The following is a 25,955-nucleotide window of genomic DNA, read 5'->3' as shown; positions in this document are numbered from 1 at the left end:
GCGCCTCACTTTCTTTGCACGTGCGAAAGAAAGTAAGCAAAGAAACACGCCCTCCGTTTGTCCATAATTGCCTTCGGCAATCACGGATACCCTCACGCCATAAAATCAATCCGCGAAGAAAAAAACTCGCTATCGCTCAGACAGTTTTTCTTCGTTTATCGGATTAATTTCATTCTGTTCGGCAGCACTCGACGGGAAGACGGCAATCAAGATCAAAGTCAAAAACATGTAAACAAACAGCCCAACAGATTAATAATCTGTTGGGCTGAGACTACCGAAGAAAACACAGAAAAGCTTAACCAGTTAAACAGGTAAAAAACCTTGAACCAAAATCTACCAGAACGCAGAGAGTCCGACAGCGAAAGTATCTGAGTCGATTCCGGTTTTTTCCTGCGTGCGGGTGCCGGCGTAAGCCACCTTGACACCCAGGTGACGAGACAGAGGAAAGCCGAAGCTTAAGGCCCAGCCCAGATTCTGCTTGAGATCATCCTTTTTATCGCCTTCTACAGTAGACTTGCCACCATAATTATACCCGGCACTCAGACCTGCCCAGACTCCAGGACGGAAATCGTAAATGAGGTGCCCGTGAACGATATAGAGAGGCTCCTGCTCAAGCTTGTTGCCGTTAAAGAAATCATCATTATCGGTATACAGAGCAACAATGCCGGTGACTTCCGTCGACCATTTGCCGCGCTTATGCGTCACCCCGAACTGTGGCCGAAAGGTAAAACGGTTGGTACCGAGATTGATCAGTTTGTCATTCATGTAGTCACCGGTCGGCAACTGCACTCCCAGACCGGCACTGACCAGGGTCTCAACCTCTGCGGCGGCTCGGTAGGCTGCGTACTCCTTGCCCTGAAGTGGTGGTGCGCCATAGAGATTGATTGCAAAGCGCAGTATCGTATCGCTCCAACCACTCCGCCTGATCGATGTGGGTGTGCCATTAACCAATCCGGACCAGCGACCCTCCTGATAGGCCTGTAAAAGGCTGACCCTAGCCGTCTTATCCAATAATGAGAAGGTCCGAATATACTTCGCGACCCAGGTGTGCAGTTCGACGTCGGCATCTTCAATCTTGAGGACAGGGTCGAAACCAATATCCGCCTCGGTGTAGGCATAGCCGCCACCGATAAAGTTCGTATTGATCGGCAGATGGCTCCAACGGCGGGGTTCCAGCTCCTCAGCAAAAGAAGTCTGATAAAAAAACAACAAAGACAGAACAATCATAAACCTGAGCAGGCTAATGACATTAAAAAAAGGCGATAAGTACATATTAAAGTATGGCAATTTTATCCCGGCCTCAACAAGCAGAATAAGTGTTCACTCACATAAATACTTCGATGACTTTCAGTAGTTTAGCACTAACGGTGTTTATTTAAAGAGACATTGCCAGATGAACAGAGAAACCAAAACAGACTGGTCTGAACAGTTCTTGCTAATTCGAGGCACCACAAAAGTAAGGGCGTGATCCAAAAGGATTACACCCCTCCTCTTTTCCCGCATTACTCACTGAACAAATGGAAACACTGCGCATCCAGGAACTGGAAGACATAGCCAACAGGCATGTCTTCGCTGAGATCACTGGGCAGATTGCAGATCAGAACCGGTAAACTACGTTCACATTGAAAAAGTTCACGTAGTTGGAGCTGTAATCACCGACTAACTCACCGCGCAAAGGATTGTCTGCACCGTCAATTTCGATCTTCGCGTCGCCAGTATCAAGGAATGTGTAGGCCGCACCGATAGTCACATCTTCACTCAGGTCGTACTGTAAGCCCGTAGCGTATCGAATCTGGCGGTCAAGCGGCATATCCGGGGTGCGATCTTCATCATCAACGGGTGAATCGTCATAAGCAACTCCGGCCGAGAGCAACCACTGCGGTGCGAACCGATATTGGGTGCCGAAAGCATAATGCCATGTGTCATGGAAATTACGATCTGCTGTCACCGAGTTTGAGCCGGCGGACGATGCCAGGCTGATGCCGGTCTTGCCAAAATCCGACTGGTCCTGCCAACCAACGTTGCCCATGATCGCCCACTGGTCGTTCAATTGGTTGAAGATGCTGAACATCACGGCCTGAGGCACGGTTAGCTCCATATCAACTTTCCGGTTTGAACCGAGAGCCAGGTCAATAATCGTCGACAGCGCGGGCGATAGGTTCCGGGCGCTGACCGCATCGTCAAATTCAAGATCAATCTTGGATCGATAGGTCAACCCCAGGCGGGTCTTTGGCGAAGGTTCAACCAGAACACCCAAATTATAGCCATAACCCAAGTCGTCCGCATCGAGCTTCAGTTGGCCGTCAGGGTTGTTCAAAGGATTGTTGACCGCAACTTTTTGGTTCAACTCGCCATACAGGATGCTGAAACCGGCGCCGACCGAGAGCCAATCGTTGACCCGGTAGCCGACATTCGGATTAACCCCCATGACGACTATTTCCCCTTCCTGAACGTAGTAGCGGCCAGACCATTGTGAGCCGTAATCAAGCCCCAGACCGAAATTGGAGCCCATTGCCACACCGAGTTTAAGGTCATCAGAGAGTCCGTACACGTAGGAAAAACTTCCCGCTGGCACAAAGCCTCCGGCATCGCCGCCATCACCTCCACTAAAAGTGGTGGAGTCTGAATCGAACTTGGCGGTCACAAATATGCCAAGCAGACCGCCTTCGAGCTGATCGCGATCCAAAAGGGTCATCCCAGCGGGGTTATAGGCCACCGTCGATGCATCCTGGGCCAGAGCAGCGCGACCGGCTGCAGCGAGACCCATATCCGGTGCTGCCTGCTCGTAGAGCCAGAGTCCGGCGGCTTGGGTTGAAAAGGGCAACAAGCAGATCGTCAATACAGCGAACAGAACAACACGATAGGAACTCATGATTATTGACCTCTTTTGAAAGGGAATCGAGAAACACATCATACTTAGCATTAACTCACGGACAGCATTAAGGTGTTTGTAGGTTCTATGGCTTCACGCTTAACTCTAACAAGAAAAAAACGGTTTTCATCTCAAAAGTGTTGAAATGTTATTGACCCAGTTGCTGCAACAAGCTGCGTGCCGCGGCATGATCGGGGAATTGCTGAATGGTGTTTTCAGCAAGCTTTTTCGCCAGCGCGGGGCGCCCGGACTTGAGGTAATGATTGGCCAATACGACAAAGTAGTCCAGGTTCAGCGGTTCAACCGACAGTGCCTTGCGCAATGAACTTTCGGCCTGCTCTTCCCGGTTCAGTACCAGCAAAACCTGGCCATGGTTATAATGGATGCGGCCGTAGTCAGGCATCCCGGCAGCAGCCTGATGCAGGTATTTTTCGGCCTCCACGTAGCGCTGCATCTCGGCGAGCAGCAAACCGAGAGAATAAGCGGTTTCGTAAAGCTGTGGATACTGATCGACCACATCCCGCAACAATTTCTCGGCTTCAGCATTATTGCCCTGCCGGTTGTACAGCATGGCCAGGTTGACCATGGCCGGGTAGAACTGGTCGTCGATGGCAATGGCCTTGAGGTAGGCTGCAACAGCCTGGTTCTCGTCACCGAGATTAGCAGCCAGGTTGCCGATATTGTAGCGCTGGGCGGCGAGATCGGCGTTATAGAGCATTGCTTCACGATATTCCGCAAGCCCCTGGCGAAACGCTTCCCGATCATCCTCTCGCAACCGCTCTTCCGGCAGAACCGACAACATCATGGCAGCTTCCATACGCACCGCCTTGACCGGATCATAGAGTTTCGGTGCGATCCGTTTCAGCCGGGTTTCAGCATCAAAATATTCCAGGCTGCGAATCGCTGTATAGCGTAACAGCGCGTCATCATCCTCTAGTGCCTTGGCTAAAGTCGCCTGACTGGCAGGGCTGGGATAAGAACGCAATAGTTCCAGTCCGGTCGCACGGGCAATAGTCGGCACCAACGGGTCTTCAGCTAAGCGGATCAGGTCGACCTCGGCCTCTGGTTGACGAGCGCGACCAGCGGCGATGATGGTGCCGTAATGCGGCTTGCGGGTCTCCCCGTACCACTTGGTGTAATGCTCGACATTCCACGACAACGGCTTGTCAGCATGGCAGCCTATTGCCGAGCAGGCATTCGGGGTACCGAGCTCGGCGCTCAGATCAGGACGGGGAATGCGCAGGCTGTGGTCGGGTCGATAGTCGGCTCCCATGTAGATGCGACCCGGCATATGGCACTTGACGCAGAGGTGACCTTCACTCGGCTGGCCATTGTGAACTTTTTTGTGGAAGTGATGTTCCTTGCTGTCATAAGTTTCTGCGCGATGACACTGGGTGCAAAGGTCATTCTTCTCCTTGTGGCGCTTGAGGCTGTGGACGTCGTGACAATCGCTGCAGCGCACGCCGTGCTGGTACATCTTGCTCTGCACAAAGGATCCATAGACATAGACCTCGTCGAGGATCTGGCCGTCAGGATAGTAGAGCCCTTCGTTTAGAAGTTGCGGTACCATGACATCGAGCAACTCACCCTCGACATGCTGGTTATCACCAAGCTGAAAACGCCGGGAATGACAGGGTGCGCAGAGCTTAATCTGTTCTGTGGTCTCAAGACTGTTGGTGTGGATTTCAAGATCATAGTTCGCAGTTTTTGCCCTTGCGAATGCAGGCTTGTCCGCCCAGGCCAGATGTTTCGATCCTGGACCGTGGCAAGCTTCACAACCAACATCGATCTCGAACCAGGTGGTTTGATAGGTCCCGGTATCAGGTTCAAAACCCTTGTTCAGCCGGGTTGAGTGGCACTCGGCACACATAACGTTCCAAGTCTGCCCTCCTCTGGTCCAGTGCAGCCAGTCATCCGGTCCTTCCACTTCGTATGGCGGCAAGCGGTACCAGACCTTCTTCTCGATATCCCAGGCGATGTTCAGACATTGCAGCCGTCCATCAGGAAACGGCACCAGGTACTGCTGCAAAGGATAAAAACCAAAGGTGTACGTGATCTCAAATTCGCCGGGCTGTCCATCCGGCCCCTCGGTCTGCACAAAGTATTTATCGCCTTTGCGATAGAAGCGAGAGGTGACCTTGTTGTATGGGTCGGTATAACTGACATCATTAAAGTCGCCCAGCACCGTCGTGTCATTGGCCACGTCCATGGCCAGATCATGATGAGAACCCTTCCACTTGTTATAGGCGGTTTCATGACATTTCTTGCACTTCTCACTACCAACAAACTCCACAGGCCCGGCAGCAGGAAGAGGTTCAACAGTCTGCGCCTTGAGCAGGTAGAGTGCTGGAGACAATAGGATGACAATGGCCGCAGCCAATGCGATCCGTTCCCAGCGATTTATGTCAGTAGATGATTGCTTCATCTGTTTTGATAATCCGGGGACAGTCCACCAAGGGACAGTCCCCTAGACTTTCGCGTCCCTCGTCCCGAGGTCAAATCCGTGTCGCCTGTGCCGGTTCAAACCTCTCACGTTTCTGCGTGACAGAAGTATCAACCTTCACAATCCCGTTCTCAATCCGCACCGGATAAGTATCCAGTGGCCGCGGAGCAGGTGCCGTCAGCACTTCACCGGTCAGGCTGAACGTGGAGCCATGGCACGGGCAGACAAACTTGTTCTTCTCTTCGTCCCAAGGCACCGAACAGCCAAGATGAGTGCAGGTTCGCGATAAAGCGAGGAAACTACCATCACCTAAACAAGCCAAGTAGAACTGACCAACAGGAACAGCGGTCACTGTGCCCGGCGTGAACCGTTCGACTGACCCGGCAGTGACAATACTCTCCGTCTTGGCCGGACGATTGCGCTCCTTGCGTGAGTTCATGAACGACAGACCCAGCCAGCCGAATTCGGCTGCAGCCACGAGACCAAAAAACGCCCAGACTTGGTTCAGGAACCGACGGCGGTCAGGATTTTCTGTCGTTTCTTTATTTTGGTTTTCAACCATCTTTAAAACCTTATTCTTAGCCGCAGATAAAAGCCATGCACGCAGTTCTAGATCATAGATTTTTACGTCCCTCGTACCGCGTTCCGCGTCACGGCCCTATGGCCAACTCAAATGCATCTCCGGACCACGAAACCAGACGCCGATAATCGTGCAGGCCGTCAATACAACCAACGTCAGGATGATGCCGGCCATCACGGTCTCGGCACGCGTGTATTTCAGTTTCCTGACCAGCAAAAAATAAAGGCCTGCCAACAGGGCAATCAACAAACCCGTCGGCAGCAGGCCACGAGTCATCAGGGTATTGGACACCGGCGCGGCCGACTGCAGCAACAGGTTGTCTGTCAAGACAAGGGCCAGGGTTGCCCCCGCGCCAACCGCTGAAGTCCAGACCGCCAAAGTCCGCCCACGCGCTGATCCGAACCAGACTCCAGTCGGTAGAGAGCTGTCGGCCCAGAATGGGACACACAGAAAAGCCAGAGCACCCATCAGCGGCCAGACAAGGGTGGCGAAGACCGGGTGCAGGTGCAGCAGCAGCTCCTGGAAGCCGAGGAAATACCAGGGGGCTTTGGCCGGGTTGGGGCTCATGCCCGGGTTGGCCTGCTCCAGCAAGGGAGCGTCCCAGACAATCGCCAGAATCAGCACAAAAGCGATCAGCAACAGACCGAAGGCCGCTTCACGTACCACCAGGTCGGGGACGGTCGGCACACGGTCGACTGGAACCTGTTCGTCCTTTTTAACCTGCACCAGGCCGCCGGCCCGGCGAACCAACCAGAAGTGCCAGAGCATCAGGACAAACAGGCTGCCGGGGATGAAGGCGACATGCAGGACAAAGAAATTGGCCAAGGTCGGGCCACCGATTTCTGAACCGCCGCGGAAGAGTTCCAGTAGCCAGGGCCCGCAGATCGGAATGTAGCCGAGCATGCTGGTGCAGATGGTAACTGCCCAGTAAGCAAGCTGGTCCCAGGGCAGCAGATAGCCGGTGAAGTTAGCAGAGAGCAGCAGGAAAAGCAGGAACAGGCCGACGACCCAGTTGAGGCGCCTGCCCTGCCCGAACGCGCCGGTCAAAGCTACCCGCAGCAGGTGCAGCACGGCAGCAACAACCAGCAGGTTGGCACTCCAGTGATGAATATTGCGGACCCACAAGCCGAAGGGCACCTCCCGGGTCAGGATCAGAACAGAGGCATAGGCTTGATGAACAGACGATTGGTAAACGAAGAGTTGCAGGATGCCAGTCAGAAACAACAGGCCGACCAGCACCGCGGCCATCCCGCCCAATCCCCAGCTCAGAGAAACTCGTAGCGTTTCCCGGGGCACGGTGTGCGGATGCAGGTGCAGGATAAGATCGGTGATCGACCGCCTGGATTGCTTCATGAGAAATTAATCGTCCCGAGGTACTTGGTTACGCTAACTTCAATGTGATTAGTAACTTAGGTCGGACTTTAGCATAAAGACAGGTTAAATAAAACTTAAAGCTGGGATGATCAGAGCAGGCCTCTTCTGTTCTTCACTGAGGAGGCACTCACACTGAAGAGTCTCATGTAAGTGCCCCCAATCCGAAAAGAAAGGGCCTTATCGTTCTTGCCCGCCAAAGACTTCAACCAAAGGAACGCCCGCCGCTCCCGAAGGCGGCTTGATACCGAGAAGCGCTGTCAGAGTTGGCGCAACATCAACGGTCAGCACCCGGCGTTCAATATGCTGCGCAGGGATATTCGCTCCGACAAAAACAATCGGTACGTAGGTATCATACTTCCAGGGTGAACCATGGGTCGCGGCCACACTCAGGCCGTCAAAATCATTAATAAACCAATGCGGTTTAAAGACCACATAGATGTCACCGGAACGGTTCGGGTTGAAGTTCTTGAGGATTGCCTGGTTCAGCGTGGTATCCGGCAGGTTTCCCTCACGCAATGCAGTGCTGCCGACGGCCTGGGCAATTCCCTCGAATTGCAGCAGTTCTGCAGCGATCGCCTGCTCAACCTCGCGAGGATCCAGCTCACGTTGCTGGATCACCTCTTGATTGAGGTAGACATAAGGGTGATTGTAGCCGGAAATCAGCTCCTTATCGACACCGAACTCATTTTTTAAAACCGCCAGAGCCGGCTGCTTGTCCCATTTTTCAGGGTCAGAATAGCCAGCGTCAATGCCGAATTCATTCAGGTAGCCAGGAACCTCCGGGCCGCCGTGGTCAGCAGAAAGGACGATCAGCGTGTTGTCGAGACCAACCTGCTTGTCAATGAAGGCCAGCAGATCGGCAAGCGACCGATCGAGGCGCAAGAGGTTATCTTCTGTTTCCAGGCTGGACGGACCGAAAATGTGACCTACATAATCGGTGGAAGAGAAACTGACGCCGAGAAAATCGGGGATATCATCCTGGCCCAACTGCTCCTTGCTGATCAATTCCTTGGCAAAAGACAGGGTCAACTCATCCCCGGCTGGGCTCAGCGTCAACAGGGTTGTGTAGTATTTGCCGTCCGCTTCTCCGTAGGGGTGCGGGAAAGTCCTGCCGAAGCCGGCCAGGTCGGTTTCCCAAGCCTTGTCATCGGCATCGCCGAACAGGTAACTGCCCTGATCATGCAACAGCTCCCAGGCTTTGCCGGAATAGGCTGAGGAGAGCTTGCGCGCGTTCCACTCGTTGACCCATTCGGGGTAAGCGTCGTAGTAGTAATTGCTGGTCACGAATTCGCCACTGGCCTTGGAGAACCAGAAGGCTTTGCCGGCATGTCCGGCCATCGACACGGCGCCGCGATCCTTGACCGACACGGCAAAAACCTTGGCACGCCCGGCGGTATTGAGCGCCAGTTCATCGCCGGTTGTTGTTACCATGATCGCTGACGGCGAGCGACCGTCGCTCTTGGCCGCCTTCTGGGTCGAATCGATCTCGGCATCCTGGTCGACACCAGCGCCGACCGTCAGCAGCTTATAACGGTCATCCTCGATGTTATACATGGTCCGGTTTTCGGTGCGGTCAAACCAGACGTTGCCGATCATACCGTGTGTGGCAGGGTGCGCTCCGGTCGCCAGGGTTGCATGACCGACGATGGTCTCGGTGTTGGCGTGAGCATGATGAGCATCCTTATAGACGGTCCCCTTCTCCCAGAGGTAGCGGAAACCGTTTTCACCCAGGCGGTCATAGTAACGGGTCGGTAGATCGCCTCGCAGGGCATCAATGGTGATCTGTAATACCAATTTTGGAGCAGAACTCGCCTGTACAACAGACACAGTCAGCATGAAAAAACACATTAAAAGACCAAACATAACCTTCAACTTAGCTGATTTCATAACGTAAAACCTTTACTAATTATCCGTAGCTTCAAACTAAAAGCATTTAGAAAGGGGCGCACCATTCACGGTGCGCCCCTTGAGATGAGTATAACCTCAGTGCGAGGCAGGCTGTTGCATCTGTTCCATAACCTTGTCGAGACTAAAACTGGCCGCTTTCTGACGTGGCGGATAATCCTTGAATGTCTTCAAGAAATTCCCTACGTAGGCCTGTGCAGGCACCAGCAGAAAGGCTCGATCAAGCATCCAATCAAAATAAGTGTTCGAGGTTATTGATGCTCTCTCATAGGGATCACGCCGGAGGTTTTCAATCATAGGAACTCGCATCGGGACGAAAGGCTCCATCCAAACACGGAAGGTGCCAGTGGCCTTCTGCTCCATGAAGATGATCTTCCAGTCGCTATAACGCAACGCCGTCAAATCGCCGTCGTCAGAGAAATAGAAGATCTCCTTGCGCGGGCTTTCGACCTCGTCCGGGTTTTTCAAGTGCTCCGTGAGGTCATAGCCATCCAAATGAATCTTGTAATCACGCGAAAGGGCCTTTGAGGTGTATCCGTCCAGCAAATCTTCCTTGATATCTTTCTTGCCAGCGGCAGCGACGAAGGTCGGCAACCAATCCATGTGATGCACGACACCGTTACTGACCGAACCGGGCATGATCACGCCAGGCCAGCGAACGGCCGCCGGGACACGCCAGCCACCTTCCCAGTTGGTGTTCTTTTCGCCTCGAAAGGGTGTAGCGGCAGCATCGGGCCAGGTGTTGTAGTGTGGACCGTTATCAGTCGAATAGTGCACGATGGTGTTGTCTGCTATCCCCAACTCATCGAGAGCTTTCAGGAATTTGCCGATATGCATGTCATGCTCAATCATGCCATCGGCATACTCGTCCTGACCGCTTATGCCTCGCAATTCCTCCTTGACATGGGTGCGGAAATGCATGCGCGTTCCGCTCCACCAGACAAACCAGGGTGTTCCTTCCTCGTGAGCCTTCTTGATGAATGCGATAGCGACATCAGACGTATCGTCATCGACGGTTTCCATTCGTTTTTTGGTCAGCGGGCCAGTATCTTCAATCTTCTGTGTCCCGTCAGCCTCGGCCCAGGAGTGAATCACGCCGCGCGGGCCGAACTTTTTCTTCAATTCGGGATTCTTGAAGTAATCCTCATTTTCCGGCTCTTCTTCTGCATTCAAGTGGTACAGGTTGCCGTAAAACTCATCGAAACCATGGTTGGTCGGCAGGTGCTCGTCACGGTCACCGAGGTGGTTTTTGCCGAATTGTCCTGTGGTATACCCCTGGTCCTTTAACAGCACGGCAATGCTCGGATCTTCAACCTGCATCCCTTCCTTGGCGCCCGGCAGTCCGACCTTAGACAGGCCGGTGCGGAAAACGCTCTGACCCATGATAAAAGATGAGCGACCAGCGGTACAGGATTGCTCGCCATAATAATCAGTAAAAAGGATGCCTTCATTGGCAATCCGGTCAATGTTAGGGGTTTTATAACCGACCAACCCCCTGGTGTAGGCGCTGATATTACTTTGACCGACGTCATCACCCCATATCACGAGGATATTGGGCTTCTTCTCTGCTGCCTGCACGTGGGTTGCAGCTGGTGGTATAAATACCGTCATAGCAACTAGAGCAAAACTCGCGAAATACAATCTGTTCAGCCTCATGACACTCTCCTTTCGTTATGGGTTCGTCACAGGGTGTAATGTTTTCCGCCATTCTAAATGTCCCAGAAAAGTGACAAACGGTGGTTACCCCTCTTAATTAATGAGCTAAAGTTCTTTTCTTCTTGTGTTTCATGGTGTTCTCTTAAATCCCACATCGGATTGGTGCTGAGACACCGCCTCTTAATAGTTGCCCACAAGCATGACAAATGGTTAATGTTTAACAATAAAAGGTCTTAAAGATTTAGCAAGCGTTGGTAAAAAAAACGACGAGCAGAGTTAATACTCCGCTCGCCATTTTGATCGTCAGTTGTAACCACTCATCAATCTGTAAGAGCATCAATCGCAGGCGGCTCATGGGCAAACGCACCTTTCTCCGGAGTCAGGTCCTTGGCGCCCGTGCCTGGCAGAATCTCGAAACCTATGTCGAACTGAACAAGCATAGACTTCAGCTGATCGATTGGCTTAGGGTCGCCGACCAGTTTGGCTTTGCCGGATGTGATCTGCTCATCCATGCTGACGACGCCCATCATGGTTTTCTCGAGATCGGCACGGTCGATAGTGACCGTCAGGTCCGCATCTTCAGCCTGGAAACCAACGATGTTGGTCAAGGTGGCATTACTCAGCTCAACTACGAACTTTTCGCCATTATCAGGTGTCACAAGATTGATGACGAACTCCTTCCCATCCGCCTTTTTACTGTCGAGACGAATCGCGAGAAAGTCAAGCCACAGCTCGGTCGACATGGCGCTGATCATGTCAGGGCCACTGGTCTTGGGTGAGGCTCCGGAGGGGATGCCGTTACGCAACTCATAAGCACCGGCCAGGAAGCTGTTGCGCACACTCGGGCTTTCTTTCTGATAGCCAATTTGCTCGTAAACATCCGCCAAAAGATCTTTGGCGACCTGATTCTCAGGTTCGGCAAAAACCAGTTTATTGAGGATCTCCATAGCGTGACGATACTTACCTTCGCTATAGAGCTCCTTGCCCTTTTTGATAATCGGCTCGGCGCCACCCATCATCTCCACATAGAGTGGAGCAGAATCGCGCGGAGAGAGTGGTATCAGGGTCGCCGGGTTGGCATCCCAATAGCCCAGGTAACGATTAACTACTGCGCGGCTGTTGTGTTCTTCAGAGCCATGGTAGCTGTGGGCGGACCATTGATTCTGCAAGCTCTTCGGTGGGCTATAGACGTTGTGAATTTCATTGACCGTAACACCCGAATTGGCAAGATGCAGCACTTCGTTATTCAGATTGGCGTAGATGTCTCGCTGGGAACGCATGACTTCCTGAATACGCTCATTACCCCAACGGGGCCAGCTGTGCGAAGCGAACATAACTTCGGCGTCCTTGCCGAAATGATAGAGAGCTGCGTTGATTCCCTTTGACCATGCGAGGGCGTCTCGTACCAGAGCACCGCGCAGGGTGTAGATGTTATGCACTGTCCCTGTGATGTTTTCCGCGGCCCAGAAGGCTTTCCACTCCGGGAAGTAAGTGTTCATCTCCGCGGGTGCTTCAGTCCCCGGGGTGTTCTGGAAGACCATCTTGACACCATCAACTGTCATCTCCTCGAAATCATCCTCGACTATAACGGTTGGTGGAATCAGGCCCAGGTTGCCGGCTGCCGTATTCTTGCCGATCGACTGATCGACATGGCCGAACGGGCTACGCGGCAAAAGCACACCGTACTGATAGAAAAGGCGTCGCGTCATAGCGTTGCCGGCATAAACATTCTCGGCCACAGCGTGATCCATGAACCCTACCGGAGCGATGATCTTGATTTTGCCGCTCATTACGTCCGCCTGGTCAGCCACACCCCGGACGCCTCCGAAGTGATCGGCATGAGAGTGGGAATAGACGACCGCGACCACAGGCCGCTCACCGAGTTTTTCGTTGATGAACTTCAGGGCAGCAGCAGCAGTCTCTTTGGCCGTGAGCGGGTCGAAAATGATCCAGCCAGTGTCGCCCTTAACGAAGGTGATGTTGGCGAGGTCGTAACCGCGCACCTGGTAGATCTTTTCGGGCAGTACTTCGTACAGGCCATAAGCCATGTTAAGTACGGCCTGACGTTGAAGCGAGGGATGGATAGTGTCGTATTCCTTATCGGTCAAGAGGAATTCGTAGCTGCCCATGTCCCACGCGACGTGACCGGCATCGGCCATGATCTGCTTGTACTCTGGGGCCGCGATAAAGCCCTGTTTGGCTTCATCGAAATCACGCTTATCTTCAAAAGGCAGGGATTTTCTCTGCCCATTCTGGAACTCGACAGTAAACTCCGAGGGCAGCTTGCCCTTGGGGTCAAAGTGTTTGTCGGGGTCAGCCTTGACAATCTCACCGCCACCAGCAGCAAAACAAGTTATCGACAATGCAAGCATGGAGACCAAAAGACTGATTGCTTTAAAACAAGACATGTAAAATCTCCCTTAAATGTTGGATCGAATGTTTATGAGCGCCAAATAACTTACTAACTTGGTAAGGTATTCGTAATTTATAACAGATAAAATTAAAAGTTCCCCCCCCCCCAAAAAAAATATTGAATGCTATAAAAGGAGGGCTATACGATCCTGTGAGCATTTGAATGGATTAGAACTTATTCCCATTCAATCAACATACAACTCGAGCACAAAAAAAGCTCTCCAGTTTGGAGGGCTTTTTAAGTATCGATTATTCTCACTAAATTATCGCATAGGGAGTGTTCTTATATATGTGGCGTAATCACATTTATTCCGTGTTTCTACAACCAAATTGTAGGACCTCGAATAGTTGGGAAATGGAAATCTTACGATTTCAGCGACCTACCCTATTTTCCCATTTATTGATTCTGGCAAAAGACCCTCTAAAAAATGGGAATGTTCCGCATTTCAGGCTGAATAAATGGGAATTTCCTTGAGCGATTTTGGTTATAAATAAAATCAGCACTCAGCCCTTTACTGTCCCACCAGTTCGATCCCGACCGGACACCTGACTCTCTCAATTCAAGGCTCCAGCTTATCTAAAGTCAAGTTGAATCAAAATGGCGAGCATGGCCAATAAAAAAAACCAGACCGCAATAGCGATCCGTGTTTGTTTTTTAGCTTTTTTTGCCTCCCACCACCTGTTGGGCCGAACTCCCTGAAAGAGAAACATCGCCACGCCAGAAATGTTAACGCAGACCACGTTGGTCATGAGCAACAGGAAGGCTTGATAACTTTGATGAAACTGGCCGTCTCCTATGAGCAGTCCGAAGACCATCAAGGGGGGCAGCAAGGCAACGGCCACCATGACACCGATGAGGCTTCCCGGTACTCCTGAGGTAAAAGAGAGCGCACCAGCAGCCCCCGATGCAAGTGCGAGAACAAAATCTGCGTAACTCACCTGTAAGCGGCCGGCTATTTCTGGATTTGTTACGTCAACCTGAGCAAACCATCCCAAGGCAACTGCGATGATCAACGCAACGCCAATCCCGACAGACACTGTCTTAAAGGATCGTTTCGCCAAAGCCGAATCACCGAGGGTTGCGGCAAGCGCAATGCCCATATTCGGGCCCAACAGTGGCGCAATGACCATAGCGCCGATGATAATGGCAACGTTGGCTCGCAAAAGGCCGATCGCCGCAACACAGGCGGACAGAATCACCAGCAGTATAAATGTGCGACCAACAGAAGAAACATTGTTGATATCCTCGTACAATTCTTCACGGTGGATTCTCTTTGCTTCATTCTCGCTCTTTTGGCTGTCTTCGACTGTCTCAGCCTTCTCTTCCACTTCCAGACGGGGAATAACGGCTTCCACCGGCGTAACGATCACCCGAAAACCTGGTTGTTGACCAAATCGATTTTCCATGTAATCCAATACCGGTTCAGACATCTCTGCATCGAGAAGAAGTTTGACCTCGTTCCAGTTTTTCTCTTCCAGTTCGTAATGCTCGATGATATTGAACTTTTCTGTCAGGTCATCCAAAAGTCCGGAACTGTCTTTGGGCAGGTAAATGTGGGCGAGTCTCAAAGCCATTGAAAAGCCTGTCCTGTGAAAGCAATTTGTAAAAATGATTGATTATCAATTGTTAAAATTGTGTCTTGAAACCAAGCATAGGGCCGCTGAAGTTTATGTCGTCGATAGTGTCACCATCATCACTCTCCCACTCAAGGTGGCGGTAACCCGCAACCACATCAACCTTTTCAAGCCGATAACCGAAACCGGGCCATACCTGCCAGGTCCGCTTGCTGTCTCCGGTCCCTACGTCTGCATAGCAGGAGAGATACCACTTGTCACTGAGGTTTAATAACACCTGGGCACCAATGATGCCGTCCAGAACATCCCCGGAATCTGAAGCTTTGGTCTTACTTGCCCCAACATCAACATCTAAATCGACATCCACTCTAAAGTAGCGAGCACCAACCAGAAGGTCGACACTGGTCATGTCACTCTCCTGGACACGATAGGCGGCAAGCAAAGTCGAGACGAAACCCTCCAGCTTCACATCAACATCAACCTTTTCCGGGACTCCGATAATATTCGCAGTTGAACTGGTTTCTTGATTAATGCTCAGGTAGATGATATCTGCAAGCAGCGTCCACTTGCCTTTACGGGCGGAGATGATGCCCATGAGGCCACCATCAAGATCCTTCACGATGTCAGAGAATGAAACATCGATCTCATCTCCAGCCGAATCCGTCCCTTCTACCCCTGCAGCCCAAAGATAAGCAGCTCCGCCAAACTCCCAGTTCTCGTCGCTGACCTGTGTTTCAGCAATGACGGGAGTTGTTAACGCCAAGGAACAACAGAGAGCTATGGCAAGACTAAAAGCTAAACGTTGTAAATGGTAAATCACAAATCAGTACCTCCAGGCTTTCCACGAAGCCAAATAGAAATCGTTTGTAAAGTCTTTTCGAAGTCGCCCGCGAGCGGACGCGTTGATTTAAACAGTCCCACGTACAAACTCTATTTAACGGCTTTCGGCTCCGGGAATGTCCAACTTCCATCCAGGATTTCCTTCTTCGGCTTATATAACCTGACGATGTAATTCCAGCCTGGCACGATCGGCAGGAAGTTGTCCGCCTTGGGATCACCGCCGAAGCGAATGGTGATGCTGCCGTCTTTGTCCTTCTTGGCCGTGACATTGTTGAAGGAGTAGGCGTTGTACTCGTTGACCGGCATCAATCCCTTGTCGTCGTAGAGGGTCACGGACCAGAAGGCGTCCACCGGCACGTCCTTCGCGGTAAGGGTGTAGGCGGTCTTCCCGTCGTTTTTCTCCGGGACAACGTTCACGTAGCTGGCGGCTTCTGCCGGCAGTCCGCCCCAACCAAGGGCGGCACCCAGCATCCAGTAGACCGGATCCAGATCTTCCTTCTTGCCGAACAGCTTTCCGGAATCCGTGACGGTGGAGGCGACCACGTTGATCGTCTCCCGCATCTTCTCCACCTCGTCCTTCTTCCAGTCGGGCACCTCGAACTCTCCAAGATCCGCCTGCTCGACGACTACGGCTTCCTGAAGTCGATACGCCTCCTTCATGTCTTCCTCGTCATTCGGATCCGCAAAGGTTCGAATGGTCAGGAGCACATATCGCGTTCCGACCTTTTCTTCTGTCAGGGTGCCGGTTTTGGGGCCGTAGAGCCCCCAGATCGAATGATCCTGACTCACGATCATCAAGGACTGGTAGCGCCCCTTGGTCTCCGGCATTGTGATCGTGACCGGAGACCTCAGATCCCATACGCCGAACGAGTAGAGCGTGTCCCGGTTGCCCCGAATGGTAATCTGGTTGTCCACATCATAGGGCTTCCGGTTGTGATGGAACTTCCCGAAATTGTCGAAGCTCTCGATGTAGCCTTTCATCTGAAAGTCCGACTCGGCACGGACGTAGTTGTCGGCGGTGACGTTGGGTGCATCCTCAGCATACGCCGATGTCAGGGCAAAAATTGAAAGGCACGACCCTAATAAGAATGCCTGGAGGGATCGCTGTAATCTGGATTGTGCTCTCATATCTGATTCTCCTGTGTATGACTTTTCGCTATCAGGTGTTGTTCAATTCTCAACTATTTCACCAATTCGATTTCACCAGGGCGCCAGGTTTTCTCAATCCAGGGCTCAAGCGGTCCGTACATCCGCAACGCGACAAACCAGCCTTTCCCCGGCACGGTTGCAAGCCAGTTGTTCTCAAAACCTTTCGGTGGCTCCGGCGAAAAGTAGATATCGTACGAGCCGTCCTCGTTTTGCCTGAGACCTTTGGTCTGGCTGCCGACGGTTGGGAACTTCTGGCTGGTTTGAAGTTGCGAGCGGGTTTGGTTGTCATACATCGTCAGCGCCCAAAACGCCTTGGCCGGAGGATTTGCGGGCAGATTCAGCTTGTACGTTTTACTGCCATCAAAAGGCATCTTGTTTGAATCGACGTAAGCAATTCCGTAGTCCGAACCTACCCCGGCTTTGCTGACCGCCATGGCCGGAGTCACAGCGGTATAGGGGTAATGGAACATCACGCGAGCGTCAGAATTCATGGTTTTGCCATCTTTGCCGTTAAAAAAAACATTCTTGTCCACCCAACCCATCAGCCAGGCACTGTCCGTATCAGGATAAATCCTTATACCCTTCATGGTTCCATCGGTACGAGGGTGCCACACGATGGAACGGGCGGTGGCGTTGGCGATCTTCACTGCATCTGTGAGTATGTTCTTCATGCGTTCATCAGGCTTGAAAGGCTTACCTTTTTCAATACCGATCGAGGCAAACAGGCCGCGTGTTTCCGGGTCCAGCATGTCGAGATGCTCTTCCTGGATCCACTCGTTGAGGTGCTCATAAAACAAGTAGTTATTCGCGTGAATCGTGTTGAACGAAACAAATGAACCGCTGATGAACTCCATTTCGGGGGGATTTTCTTTTTTCGACAGGGGGTAAATCAGCAGGTTCTGTTCCACATTCTTAGCCGCCGGCTCCAGTCCCTTGGCTATAGAGGCACGCATGAAAACCCATACGTTGTATGTCTTGGATGGGACAACGAAATAACCCTCGGGAATTTCGCCCTCATAATCGGGCGGAAGCACCAGGTATTTGCCGCCCTTGCCCTTGTCGGGCCCGGCAGGACCAATGTCCTGCATGTAACGGAACCATGCATCATTAAAGGCGCCCAGCATGCCCGGCGGCGCTTCGAGCACAGTTGCGCCATCGCGTTTCAGGTTAAGCGTGGGTAAGACATACATTGTGGACGTGTTTCCAGTCAGAAAGAGTGATGTGGAATCCATCAGTTTATCCATGATCATCACCTGGTGAGACGCCGTTGCACCTAACTCGTGATTGCCATGAATCAGTGCCTGTAAGGATGCGCCGGGCATGCCTTTTAGAAAAGCATCCACACCGCGCATCGTGTCTAGGTAGTCATAAACTTTGTCAGCCGTTTCGGGATAGGGCGCCCCATCAAGAAACTTTAGAGTGCCGATCGACGTCTCTACCTGATCTGGAGTCGAAATTGAATCCAGAACTTCCTTGCTGACCTGTGCTCCAATCGGTAAGCACATAAACTGTGTAATGAGAAACGTTACTGCAATGCTCAAGTAGACTTTGATGCATACTTTCTTCATTAGACGTTCTCCTCGTATAAGTTAAACAATTAATTTTACTTTGCTCTGATTGCTTATGTTCGGTTGAGAGTCGAGGATCCGGTCCCGATATATTCGGCACCATAAAGCGAAGAAGCCCAAATTCGAGCCAGTGCTTCACGGATTGGTTCGGGCTCTTTCCTTGGGTGCTGTCCAAACGCACTGATAAGCGTATAAGCATCAAGTCGATTGAGCGCAAACATGACACTGTAAGGGTCAAAGTCCGGAATCAGGCCCTGCTCCTGATCTGCTTTAATTCGAGCACAACCGGCATCATCGAACCCACCTAAAAACTTTTCCCAGGCGTTTTCAAAACGTTTGTCGGCAGTAGCCGAATCAAATATTGCTTTCAACAATGGGCCTCGTTCATAACAGACACGAACCAACCCATCCAGGGCCTCATACATCAAAGAGACAGGATCGCCGGTTCCGCTAATCCAAGGCGCGGCAGCAACAAAAATTTCTTCTTGCAGAAAGTCCAGCAAGGTCTCCATCAATTCATGCAGGTCACTGAAATACTGGTAAAATGTCGCACGGCTCACTCCTGTTGAGTCCATCAATGAGCTGACGGTCATTTCGTGAAACGGGTGCACCCAGACAAAATCCAATGCCGCATTGAGGATTGCAGTACGTGTGCGCTCGGATTTAGTTACCCTGAGAGAAGGTTTAGGACTCAAGTGAAGAGGAGACGATAGTTGCTTACTGACTGGCATCACTCACACCTTTAGATATTCGTGTTGAGAAACATCATTGAATCAGTGTTTTCAACTCGTTAAACCCTGATTTAACATGTCGACCATCACAAAACTGACACAGTGTCAGATTTAACTAATATCATGTGATTTCTATATTTCAAGACGGTATGTCTTCAAAACTAAAAAAAGGCCCTCCAATTGGAGGGCCTTCGTATAAGCTTTTTATTCAGAATATATTATTGCTTGCAAAAACTTCCCATTTATTTAGCTTATTCCCATTTATTCCGTGTTTCTACTACAAACATAAACTCTTTTACCAGCTACGTACCTTGCCAGAGTCAATATGGACAAAATCTGATTTCGCGTAATACCCTACCCCGCCCATTCTAAGTTCAAGAGCTGCCTTGCGAACGGCTTTGAGTGGAACTCCTGGCAGACGTAAATCAATCGCTTTGCCCTGCATATGATAGCTGTTCTTGGCGACACCGCGCGATTGTTTGTTAAGGGCTTTGTTGGTTTGCGGTGAACGGTAACCGGAGATAATCTCGAAAGGCCGCTTTGCCTCTACTTTTCGAGAGATCGCAGCCATCAGGTCGAGAGTCATCGGGTCAATCGGATGGACTTCGTTAGTGCGATGATCACGCAGAACATGATTCAAGTGTTCAAGTGCATCGAGGACGTAGTTGCCCTGTTCCCAATAGACAACCTCTTTCAGGCGTTCGCCAGTATGTGTATTAAGTAGGCTCAGGCTTCGTTCTTGTACGCCAGTTAAAGAAAACTTTGCTAAAGCCTGCATAGGGAATAAACAAAAGAAGGAACCTAAAACACCTGCCTTGAGGATCTGGCGGCGATTCAGGTCTGGTAACTTTTCAATAAGTTGTTCGTCTTGCTGCATGATACGCGTCAACCTTGAAGTTAAAGATGTATAGATACGTTGGTTTCGTATTCATACATAGCAAGGGCTGTTCCAAACACTCGATTAAAATTAATACAGCAGAATCTTTAGACGTGAAAACCCATGATAAACCAACAAATACGGCAGCTTATATAAACGAAATGGCCTGCAAATAAAACATCAACAGGCATGGGAGGTGTGGAGGCTTCGTTAAAACACACTGCCGGGTAACACAAATGTGTCACCCGGCAGTGTCATATCACAGACTTGATCAGCGGTGCAAGTTATTGTTTGCTAACGATAAAGTCTCAATCAGGAGAGTTCAAAAGCAATTTTCAAGACAACCTGATACTCAGAAACTTTGCCGTCGTCATCGATGTGACCACGAACTTCCTGAACTTCGAACCAGGAGAGTTTTTCCAAAGACTCCTTGGCACGGTCGACGGCTCCCTGAATTGCGCCTTCAACGCTTTCACTCGAGGTACCGATGATTTCCACTTTTTTATAAATTCGCGATTCGCCGTACGTCATAGAAGGCCTCCGTTGAGTGCTAACAATAATGTAACTGTATCGTTACAGAATTAATATTAACAGAGAGCAAGAGAAAGGCGAGCTAGAGGGTTTGGATGAACTGGAGAGAATGTATGTTTTCACTTCTGAACAAGGGCTTGTTACTCTCCCCTACTCTTTACGGCCGTACTTTTCACGATGGACCTGATCAAAAGGGAGTGATTCTACTGCATGACCAGGTTTCTCTTCAGCTGAATAGCCTATGCCGACGATACATTCAACAGCGTGGGACGCAGGGAGTGCCAACAGCTCTTTGATGTAGTCTTCAGCGCTGCATTGTTCATTATGGGGGCGTAAACGGATTTGAGCCCAGCAACTGCCGAGGCCAAGATCTTCGGCGGCCATTTGCACCATCATGGCAGCGATGGAGCAGTCTTCTGTCCAGACATCACTCTTCGTCGTATCAGCAGCAAAAACAATCGCCAAAGTGGCATTTGCAACAAATCCGGAACCATGAGCTTTGGCCTGACCGAGTCGCTCCAGCATCCCTGGGTCGGTGACGACGATAAATTCCCAGGGGTTGTTGCCTCGTGACGTCGGTGTGCGAACAGCGGCTTCGATGAGCGCATCAATCTTTTCAGGCTCTATCGCCTGTTTTGTGAACTGGCGAATACTGCGACGTTTTCTGAGTAAATCAAGGAGAGTGGTTGTCATAATCAGTTCTTATCCAGATAGGCTTTGACAATATCTACCGAAGCCATATCGATTGAATGGAATTCGATACCAAAACCTTGTGCCAGGCCCATGTTCTGCCGGGGGAAACCCTGGTTCACCCAAGCTATCCGCCCTGAGACTTCAATCTTTTTAGAGCTTATCGTTGGCAGCAAAAAGGAGGCTTTCACACGTTTGTTTGGTGGGATTTCGTCGCGAAACTCCACATAGAGACCATGCAGACTGATATCGACACCGCGCGCCTGGTAGGCCGTACCGTTGATTTCAAAATCAACCGTCATCTGGCAAGGAACGCGACGTTCACGACGTTCGATGTTGAAGAGGTGACGATGACCAAGGTTAAGAAATTCTTCACGGCCAAACGGCTTGGCCAGGTAACCATCACAACCGGAGGCTTCAACTTCTTTTATCGTTGCATCACGATCAGGGGTGAAAACCAACAGGACCGGGATCTTCTTCAGCTGCGGATGAGCTTTAAATTTCTTACAAACGTCAATGCCGCTCATTCCAGGCATACCGACGTCCATATAAATAAGGTCAGGCCACTCACGCATAGCGACATTAATCGCTTCTTCGCCATCTGAGGCCGTAATGATAGTCGCCGGTGTACGCTTGAAATAGTCGCACATCACATCTCGAAAAAAATCGACATCATCAACCAGAAGAATCTTCAGGTTGTTCTGGGTCATCCTAGCTACCTCCAGGTAGAAATAAGCAAATTCACAAAATCATTAGGAGCAACAAAAAACAGTTTTTACTCTTCGAGAAGAAGTTTTAACTTGGCAATTTTAGTTTCAACCGCTGCATGTAAATCATCCTCGCCGAACATATAGGTCAACTGACCAACCATGAGGAACACATCAGCGAGTTCATCAACGACCACATTCTTCTCCACCTTGCCCCGGGCAAAATGCTGTAGAGTGGCAATCAGTTCCGCACACTCTTCGATCATCTGATCGTATTGGGCTTCTTCCCCCCACTTGTCGATCGTTTTCATATAGATATCGCGATAGCGCATCATAAGCCTAAGGGCCTTCCGGAGCAGTGATCCGAGAGCTGTAAGTTATCCTTTGCCTTGACTAACAATGCATTTTTTGCACTGTCTTTAAGACACAATTTGTTTGATCGGCTAGAGAGATTAACAGGAAAAGCCGTAGAAAAGAACTCCAAAAAGCATTCCATTATGAGGCCGCAATCAAATAGTTATCAAGAGTGATACAATTCAATAGGAACGAACCAAAGAGCCTCACAATGCAGTATCAAAAGGCACTATTAAGGTCCTGTTTATTAGTCACTTTCAGGTATTGCATCACAGGCTTCCATTGTCTCCAAGCAGACCCCTTTCATCATGTCATAAGAAAGACAAAACCCCTCAACGACTTCTTTCTCTTCTCGCTCGCATTTTGAAGTGTCAATACTGATGAGCTTCATAAAGGCCTCCAGAATATGGTTATGCCTGCAAATCTTTTCTTGCCCCTGACTTTAGTTAATTAGCAAGCGCTATGCCATTTGCTCAAGAGCAAGGCCATGATAGAATCTCACCATTAAAGAACCAGGTGTAATTCAATCTCGCCATTTTCAACGAAAGGATGATTCCATGATTAAGTACCTGCTCTTGCTAACCTCGATCGGCCTCTTCAGTTGTGCCTCACAGACACCCTACACCTGGCAGGACAAGCGTGAACCATCCCGGGAAGAGTCAAGTGTGGATCTCGAAGAATGCCGGGCTTATGCTGCCCGACAATACAAGCCAGGAACACCAACAGGAGAACCATACCTCAAAGACAGTCAGACACAAGATGATTTTATGGCAGAGAACGAGATGGGTACCTGGCGACCTGACCGTAACCCCACGTCTACGATCAACATCAACTCAGAGCCGATTCATGATGTCCCCACCGAATACACCGGCTACCCGGGAGAGCTCGACTACCACCCCGAGTACCTGGATGATATTCTGGAAAAGTGTATGTCTGATCGAGGTTGGGAATATCGGCCGAAGGCTGACAAAAGTGAAGAGTGAGCAGCTATCAGCTGTTTGGGGATGAAGCAAAGAACACTCAAGAAAAGAACTCCGAATAAAAAACACAAAAAAACCCGCACCGGTCAATGCAGGTCAACGAACAGAGATAAGAAAAGAATAACGCAGAACCCTAATGAGTCGTCATCCTGCGGTCAGGTCCACTGAAACGCCCGTTAACAGGCGCCATTTTCTTGGTTCTAACCGGATCAACTCCAACGGTGGCCCAACCTTCTGACCTCTTGAACTTATGGACACGATGACTCTCCAGAAGAACGTTAAGCACACGGGGAGTGAAATGGTGATATGTGCCGTCTTTCAGGATAACATCGATGTATGGGCGCTCCGTTTTGCTAAGAAATGCATGTTCAGACATGGCACACCTCCGCATAGTTCTATATATACTTAACTACTATCATCTTTTACCTGCAGCGCAAGCAGAAAAAGACTGTTTTTCAACAACTTACCGAGATTGTTAAGATTTTTTCCACAACCATTAATTATCTAGAAAAATCGCAAACAGGTTAAGAGTGCGGCAACAACCAAACCGGTCAGGAGTGACCACAATCCGTTGCGAATCCAGAAATATTTCCGGGTCAATCGATGCTTACCGAGATAATAAATCTCTCGAAGGTACGCATCGTAGAGTTTGTCCTTGTCAGCCAGCGTTTCTTTAAAAGCAGTTTTGAACTCTTCTTCACTGACTTGCTCAAAAGACCTGAAATAAAAAAGGTTGAGAACACCTTTAACATGTAAAACGGGGATAATGGCAAAGATGGAAAAAAGGATCGCCATCCCCCCTGTCGCCATCAGGATTGCAAAAATCTGCAAACCGAGTTTGTCGTACTGAGTCACCGATATCGTCAACATCAAGGACGCTGCCGTCATAATCATCGAGGCCTTTTGATCAGCCATCTGATTCAAGGTCATATGCTTAGACAGGTTGGCGCGTAAGGCATTGCTGGCCATCAGGCGTGGCAAGACAGCTTCTTCTGTAACAGGTTGCTCCATTCTTGAACTCCTTAAAAACAATAACAATGAAAGCTGAGCCAAAGAACCCTACAGAGAGAGTTTTTTTGAGGCGAGAAAACTGATCCCCGTCATGAGATTAAAAACCTAACGTTAAGGACCCAGACGTGCCTTAACCACGCCTCCCTTAACATTTGAGATCTTGGGATCAGGACCAATCCCGGTGCTGACCATAGCCTTTTTGCCCGGGCCAATGTGTCCACTGACTTTGTATTGCGCTTGCTGCCGACGACCTCTGGCATCAATAAACTCAATGCTGACAATAACATCGGTAACGGTTTCATTCGTGGAGTTATCAACCTGGGCGACTAGGTATTTCTGACTGTCAAGGCCGAAACGCACAGGGAGGTAATTTTGCGGGTTGTCCTGCAGGTCCAGACGGATCAGAGAGGCCAGAGCCTCCTTTCCGTCTGGAGTTTTTGAGCCCGCAGCGTTGCGATAAAAGGCCTTTGCTTCCTGGTGATTGCCTCTGGCTTGTGAAATGTCGCCCAGGGCCTTCATCGCGGGAGCGGTTGGCAAGCGCTTCACGCTCTGTTCGAGGTCATTGTAGGCCTTGTCACCATAGCCCAGCTTCTCGTTGGCCAAACCCCGCTGCAGATAGAAGAGGAAGAAATCATTATTAAGCTGCAACGCACGATCATAATTGATCACAGCATCCTGGTAGCGGTTCTGTTTAAAGCGAACATCACCACGTAAAGAATGGAACAGAGGCTCGCGAGGCTCCATTTCAAGGGCTTTTTCTGCGTCAGACAGGGCAGTGTCGGTCTTGCCGGCCTTGAGGGCCTTACGGCCGGCATCAAGATGATCGTAAGCCGCTTTATTCTTGAGCAGGGAAGCAATCTTGGCCCGATAGCGCTCCCGCCCAACCTCACCACCGGGTGGAAATTCTTTCAGTGTCCTGCGGTTAGCCTCCACACGCGCCCGTGAAGGAGGATGGCTGGAGAACAAGCCCTCCAACCAGCTACTGTTTTTACCCTCGGCCAACCGGACAAAAGTTTCCTGTAAGGTGACGGCAGCCGTCGGATCATACCCGGCGCGAACCATGTATTTCATCCCGTAATAATCAGATTCGCTCTCGGCCTCCCGGCCATACTTCTGGTTAATCAAGTTGGCGGCAAGACCAGCCCCACCAACGACATAATCTGCATAACCAGTTCCGCCAACAGCCAACCCGGCAGCCATCACAGCGCCTTGCATCAGCATGCCCCGCTCCATCCCCTCGGCGCTGTGGCGAGCGGCTGCGTGCACAATCTCATGACTGAGCACAGCGGCTAACTCGGCTTCACTTTGCAGTTCAACGAGCAAACCACGATTGATCGCGATCTTGCCACCCGGCAAGGCCCAGGCGTTGGGCGTAGAATCGTTGATAACTTTGAATTCGTAAGGAAGTTTTCGATCACTGAATGCGGCAATCCGGTTGCCGACGCTGCTCACGTATGCCGTGATCTGAGGGTCGGTCAAATAATCACCACCCTGCATCTGACGACTCGGTGCGTACTGTTCAGCGCCAATCTTCAGTTCAGTGTCCTGGGAGACAAAGTTGAATTCTTTCTCCCCGGTGACCGGATTAATGGCGCAACCAGACGTGATGATGGAGAGCAGCAAGAGATAAGGGAGAAGTTTTGCAAGCATGACTGGATCCTTTGCTTATTAATTTGACATCATACCTCAACAGAGTTTCC

At 50.6% G+C, this 25,955-nt stretch carries 23 protein-coding genes; 1 reads left to right on the top strand and 22 read right to left on the bottom strand.

From position 1 onward, the window contains the following. Positions 1-333: 333 nt before the first annotated feature. From P9J64_01375 to P9J64_01285, 19 genes are all read right to left on the bottom strand, one after another. Complete coding sequence (locus tag P9J64_01375; protein MDG5466968.1) at positions 334-1,227, bottom strand: transporter; 894 nt, start codon at positions 1,225-1,227, stop codon at positions 334-336. A 370-nt stretch (positions 1,228-1,597) separates the two neighbouring features. Beyond that, positions 1,598-2,872: an outer membrane protein transport protein gene (locus P9J64_01370; protein MDG5466967.1), complete on the bottom strand. Its 1,275-nt coding sequence runs from the start codon at positions 2,870-2,872 to the stop codon at positions 1,598-1,600. Between the two features lie 148 nt (positions 2,873-3,020). Further along, positions 3,021-5,297 carry a tetratricopeptide repeat protein gene (locus P9J64_01365; GenBank protein ID MDG5466966.1) on the bottom strand — a complete coding sequence of 759 codons (2,277 nt, stop codon included), beginning with the start codon at positions 5,295-5,297 and terminating at the stop codon, positions 3,021-3,023. 70 nt (positions 5,298-5,367) lie between these two features. Next, positions 5,368-5,793: a Rieske (2Fe-2S) protein gene (locus P9J64_01360; GenBank protein ID MDG5466965.1), complete on the bottom strand. Its 426-nt coding sequence runs from the start codon at positions 5,791-5,793 to the stop codon at positions 5,368-5,370. Between the two features lie 180 nt (positions 5,794-5,973). After that, positions 5,974-7,248 carry a cytochrome b N-terminal domain-containing protein gene (locus tag P9J64_01355; GenBank protein ID MDG5466964.1) on the bottom strand — a complete coding sequence of 425 codons (1,275 nt, stop codon included), beginning with the start codon at positions 7,246-7,248 and terminating at the stop codon, positions 5,974-5,976. A 198-nt stretch (positions 7,249-7,446) separates the two neighbouring features. Beyond that, positions 7,447-9,105 carry an alkaline phosphatase family protein gene (locus tag P9J64_01350; GenBank protein ID MDG5466963.1) on the bottom strand — a complete coding sequence of 553 codons (1,659 nt, stop codon included), beginning with the start codon at positions 9,103-9,105 and terminating at the stop codon, positions 7,447-7,449. A gap of 147 nt (positions 9,106-9,252) precedes the next feature. Next, positions 9,253-10,785, bottom strand: a complete 1,533-nt coding sequence (locus P9J64_01345) for an arylsulfatase (protein MDG5466962.1) — start codon at positions 10,783-10,785, stop codon at positions 9,253-9,255. A 365-nt stretch (positions 10,786-11,150) separates the two neighbouring features. Next, positions 11,151-13,238, bottom strand: a complete 2,088-nt coding sequence (locus P9J64_01340; protein ID MDG5466961.1) for an alkyl sulfatase dimerization domain-containing protein — start codon at positions 13,236-13,238, stop codon at positions 11,151-11,153. A 577-nt stretch (positions 13,239-13,815) separates the two neighbouring features. Then, positions 13,816-14,817: a TIGR00341 family protein gene (locus P9J64_01335; GenBank protein MDG5466960.1), complete on the bottom strand. Its 1,002-nt coding sequence runs from the start codon at positions 14,815-14,817 to the stop codon at positions 13,816-13,818. A gap of 52 nt (positions 14,818-14,869) precedes the next feature. Then, positions 14,870-15,637, bottom strand: coding sequence for a hypothetical protein (locus P9J64_01330; GenBank protein MDG5466959.1), 768 nt, complete (start codon positions 15,635-15,637; stop codon positions 14,870-14,872). 110 nt (positions 15,638-15,747) lie between these two features. Next, positions 15,748-16,785, bottom strand: coding sequence for a DUF1214 domain-containing protein (locus P9J64_01325; protein MDG5466958.1), 1,038 nt, complete (start codon positions 16,783-16,785; stop codon positions 15,748-15,750). A gap of 53 nt (positions 16,786-16,838) precedes the next feature. Continuing rightward, positions 16,839-18,374 (bottom strand): DUF1254 domain-containing protein, encoded by a 1,536-nt coding sequence (locus P9J64_01320; protein ID MDG5466957.1) that lies wholly within the window; start codon positions 18,372-18,374, stop codon positions 16,839-16,841. A gap of 53 nt (positions 18,375-18,427) precedes the next feature. Further along, complete coding sequence (locus P9J64_01315; GenBank protein MDG5466956.1) at positions 18,428-19,105, bottom strand: TetR/AcrR family transcriptional regulator; 678 nt, start codon at positions 19,103-19,105, stop codon at positions 18,428-18,430. 295 nt (positions 19,106-19,400) lie between these two features. Next, positions 19,401-19,982, bottom strand: a complete 582-nt coding sequence (locus tag P9J64_01310) for a DUF882 domain-containing protein (protein MDG5466955.1) — start codon at positions 19,980-19,982, stop codon at positions 19,401-19,403. Positions 19,983-20,294: 312 nt separating this feature from the next. Then, entirely contained in the window at positions 20,295-20,513 is a 219-nt protein-coding gene (locus P9J64_01305) for a dodecin family protein (protein ID MDG5466954.1), read from the bottom strand. Positions 20,514-20,663: 150 nt separating this feature from the next. Next, positions 20,664-21,206 carry a nitroreductase family protein gene (locus P9J64_01300; GenBank protein ID MDG5466953.1) on the bottom strand — a complete coding sequence of 181 codons (543 nt, stop codon included), beginning with the start codon at positions 21,204-21,206 and terminating at the stop codon, positions 20,664-20,666. A gap of 2 nt (positions 21,207-21,208) precedes the next feature. Continuing rightward, positions 21,209-21,913 carry a response regulator gene (locus tag P9J64_01295; protein MDG5466952.1) on the bottom strand — a complete coding sequence of 235 codons (705 nt, stop codon included), beginning with the start codon at positions 21,911-21,913 and terminating at the stop codon, positions 21,209-21,211. Between the two features lie 65 nt (positions 21,914-21,978). Continuing rightward, positions 21,979-22,245 (bottom strand): antitoxin, encoded by a 267-nt coding sequence (locus P9J64_01290; GenBank protein MDG5466951.1) that lies wholly within the window; start codon positions 22,243-22,245, stop codon positions 21,979-21,981. A gap of 266 nt (positions 22,246-22,511) precedes the next feature. Continuing rightward, positions 22,512-22,655 (bottom strand): hypothetical protein, encoded by a 144-nt coding sequence (locus P9J64_01285; protein MDG5466950.1) that lies wholly within the window; start codon positions 22,653-22,655, stop codon positions 22,512-22,514. Between the two features lie 166 nt (positions 22,656-22,821). Here P9J64_01285 and P9J64_01280 point away from each other — a divergent pair, with 166 nt between their 5' ends. Continuing rightward, complete coding sequence (locus P9J64_01280; protein MDG5466949.1) at positions 22,822-23,247, top strand: hypothetical protein; 426 nt, start codon at positions 22,822-22,824, stop codon at positions 23,245-23,247. Positions 23,248-23,377: 130 nt separating this feature from the next. On the opposite strand, the gene P9J64_01275 is transcribed toward P9J64_01280, so the two are convergent. From P9J64_01275 to P9J64_01265, 3 genes are all read right to left on the bottom strand, one after another. Then, positions 23,378-23,620, bottom strand: coding sequence for a hypothetical protein (locus tag P9J64_01275; protein MDG5466948.1), 243 nt, complete (start codon positions 23,618-23,620; stop codon positions 23,378-23,380). A gap of 128 nt (positions 23,621-23,748) precedes the next feature. Then, on the bottom strand, positions 23,749-24,255 hold the full coding sequence (locus tag P9J64_01270) for a DUF5706 domain-containing protein (protein MDG5466947.1): 507 nt from the start codon (positions 24,253-24,255) through the stop codon (positions 23,749-23,751). 111 nt (positions 24,256-24,366) lie between these two features. After that, positions 24,367-25,905 carry a M48 family metalloprotease gene (locus tag P9J64_01265; protein MDG5466946.1) on the bottom strand — a complete coding sequence of 513 codons (1,539 nt, stop codon included), beginning with the start codon at positions 25,903-25,905 and terminating at the stop codon, positions 24,367-24,369. Positions 25,906-25,955: the final 50 nt, after the last annotated feature.

This window comes from Deltaproteobacteria bacterium IMCC39524, assembly GCA_029667085.1.
GTDB lineage: Bacteria > Desulfobacterota > Desulfuromonadia > Desulfuromonadales > BM103 > M0040.
Note: the sequence above shows the minus strand (reverse complement) of the source record. Positions and strands in the feature narration are given on the sequence as shown.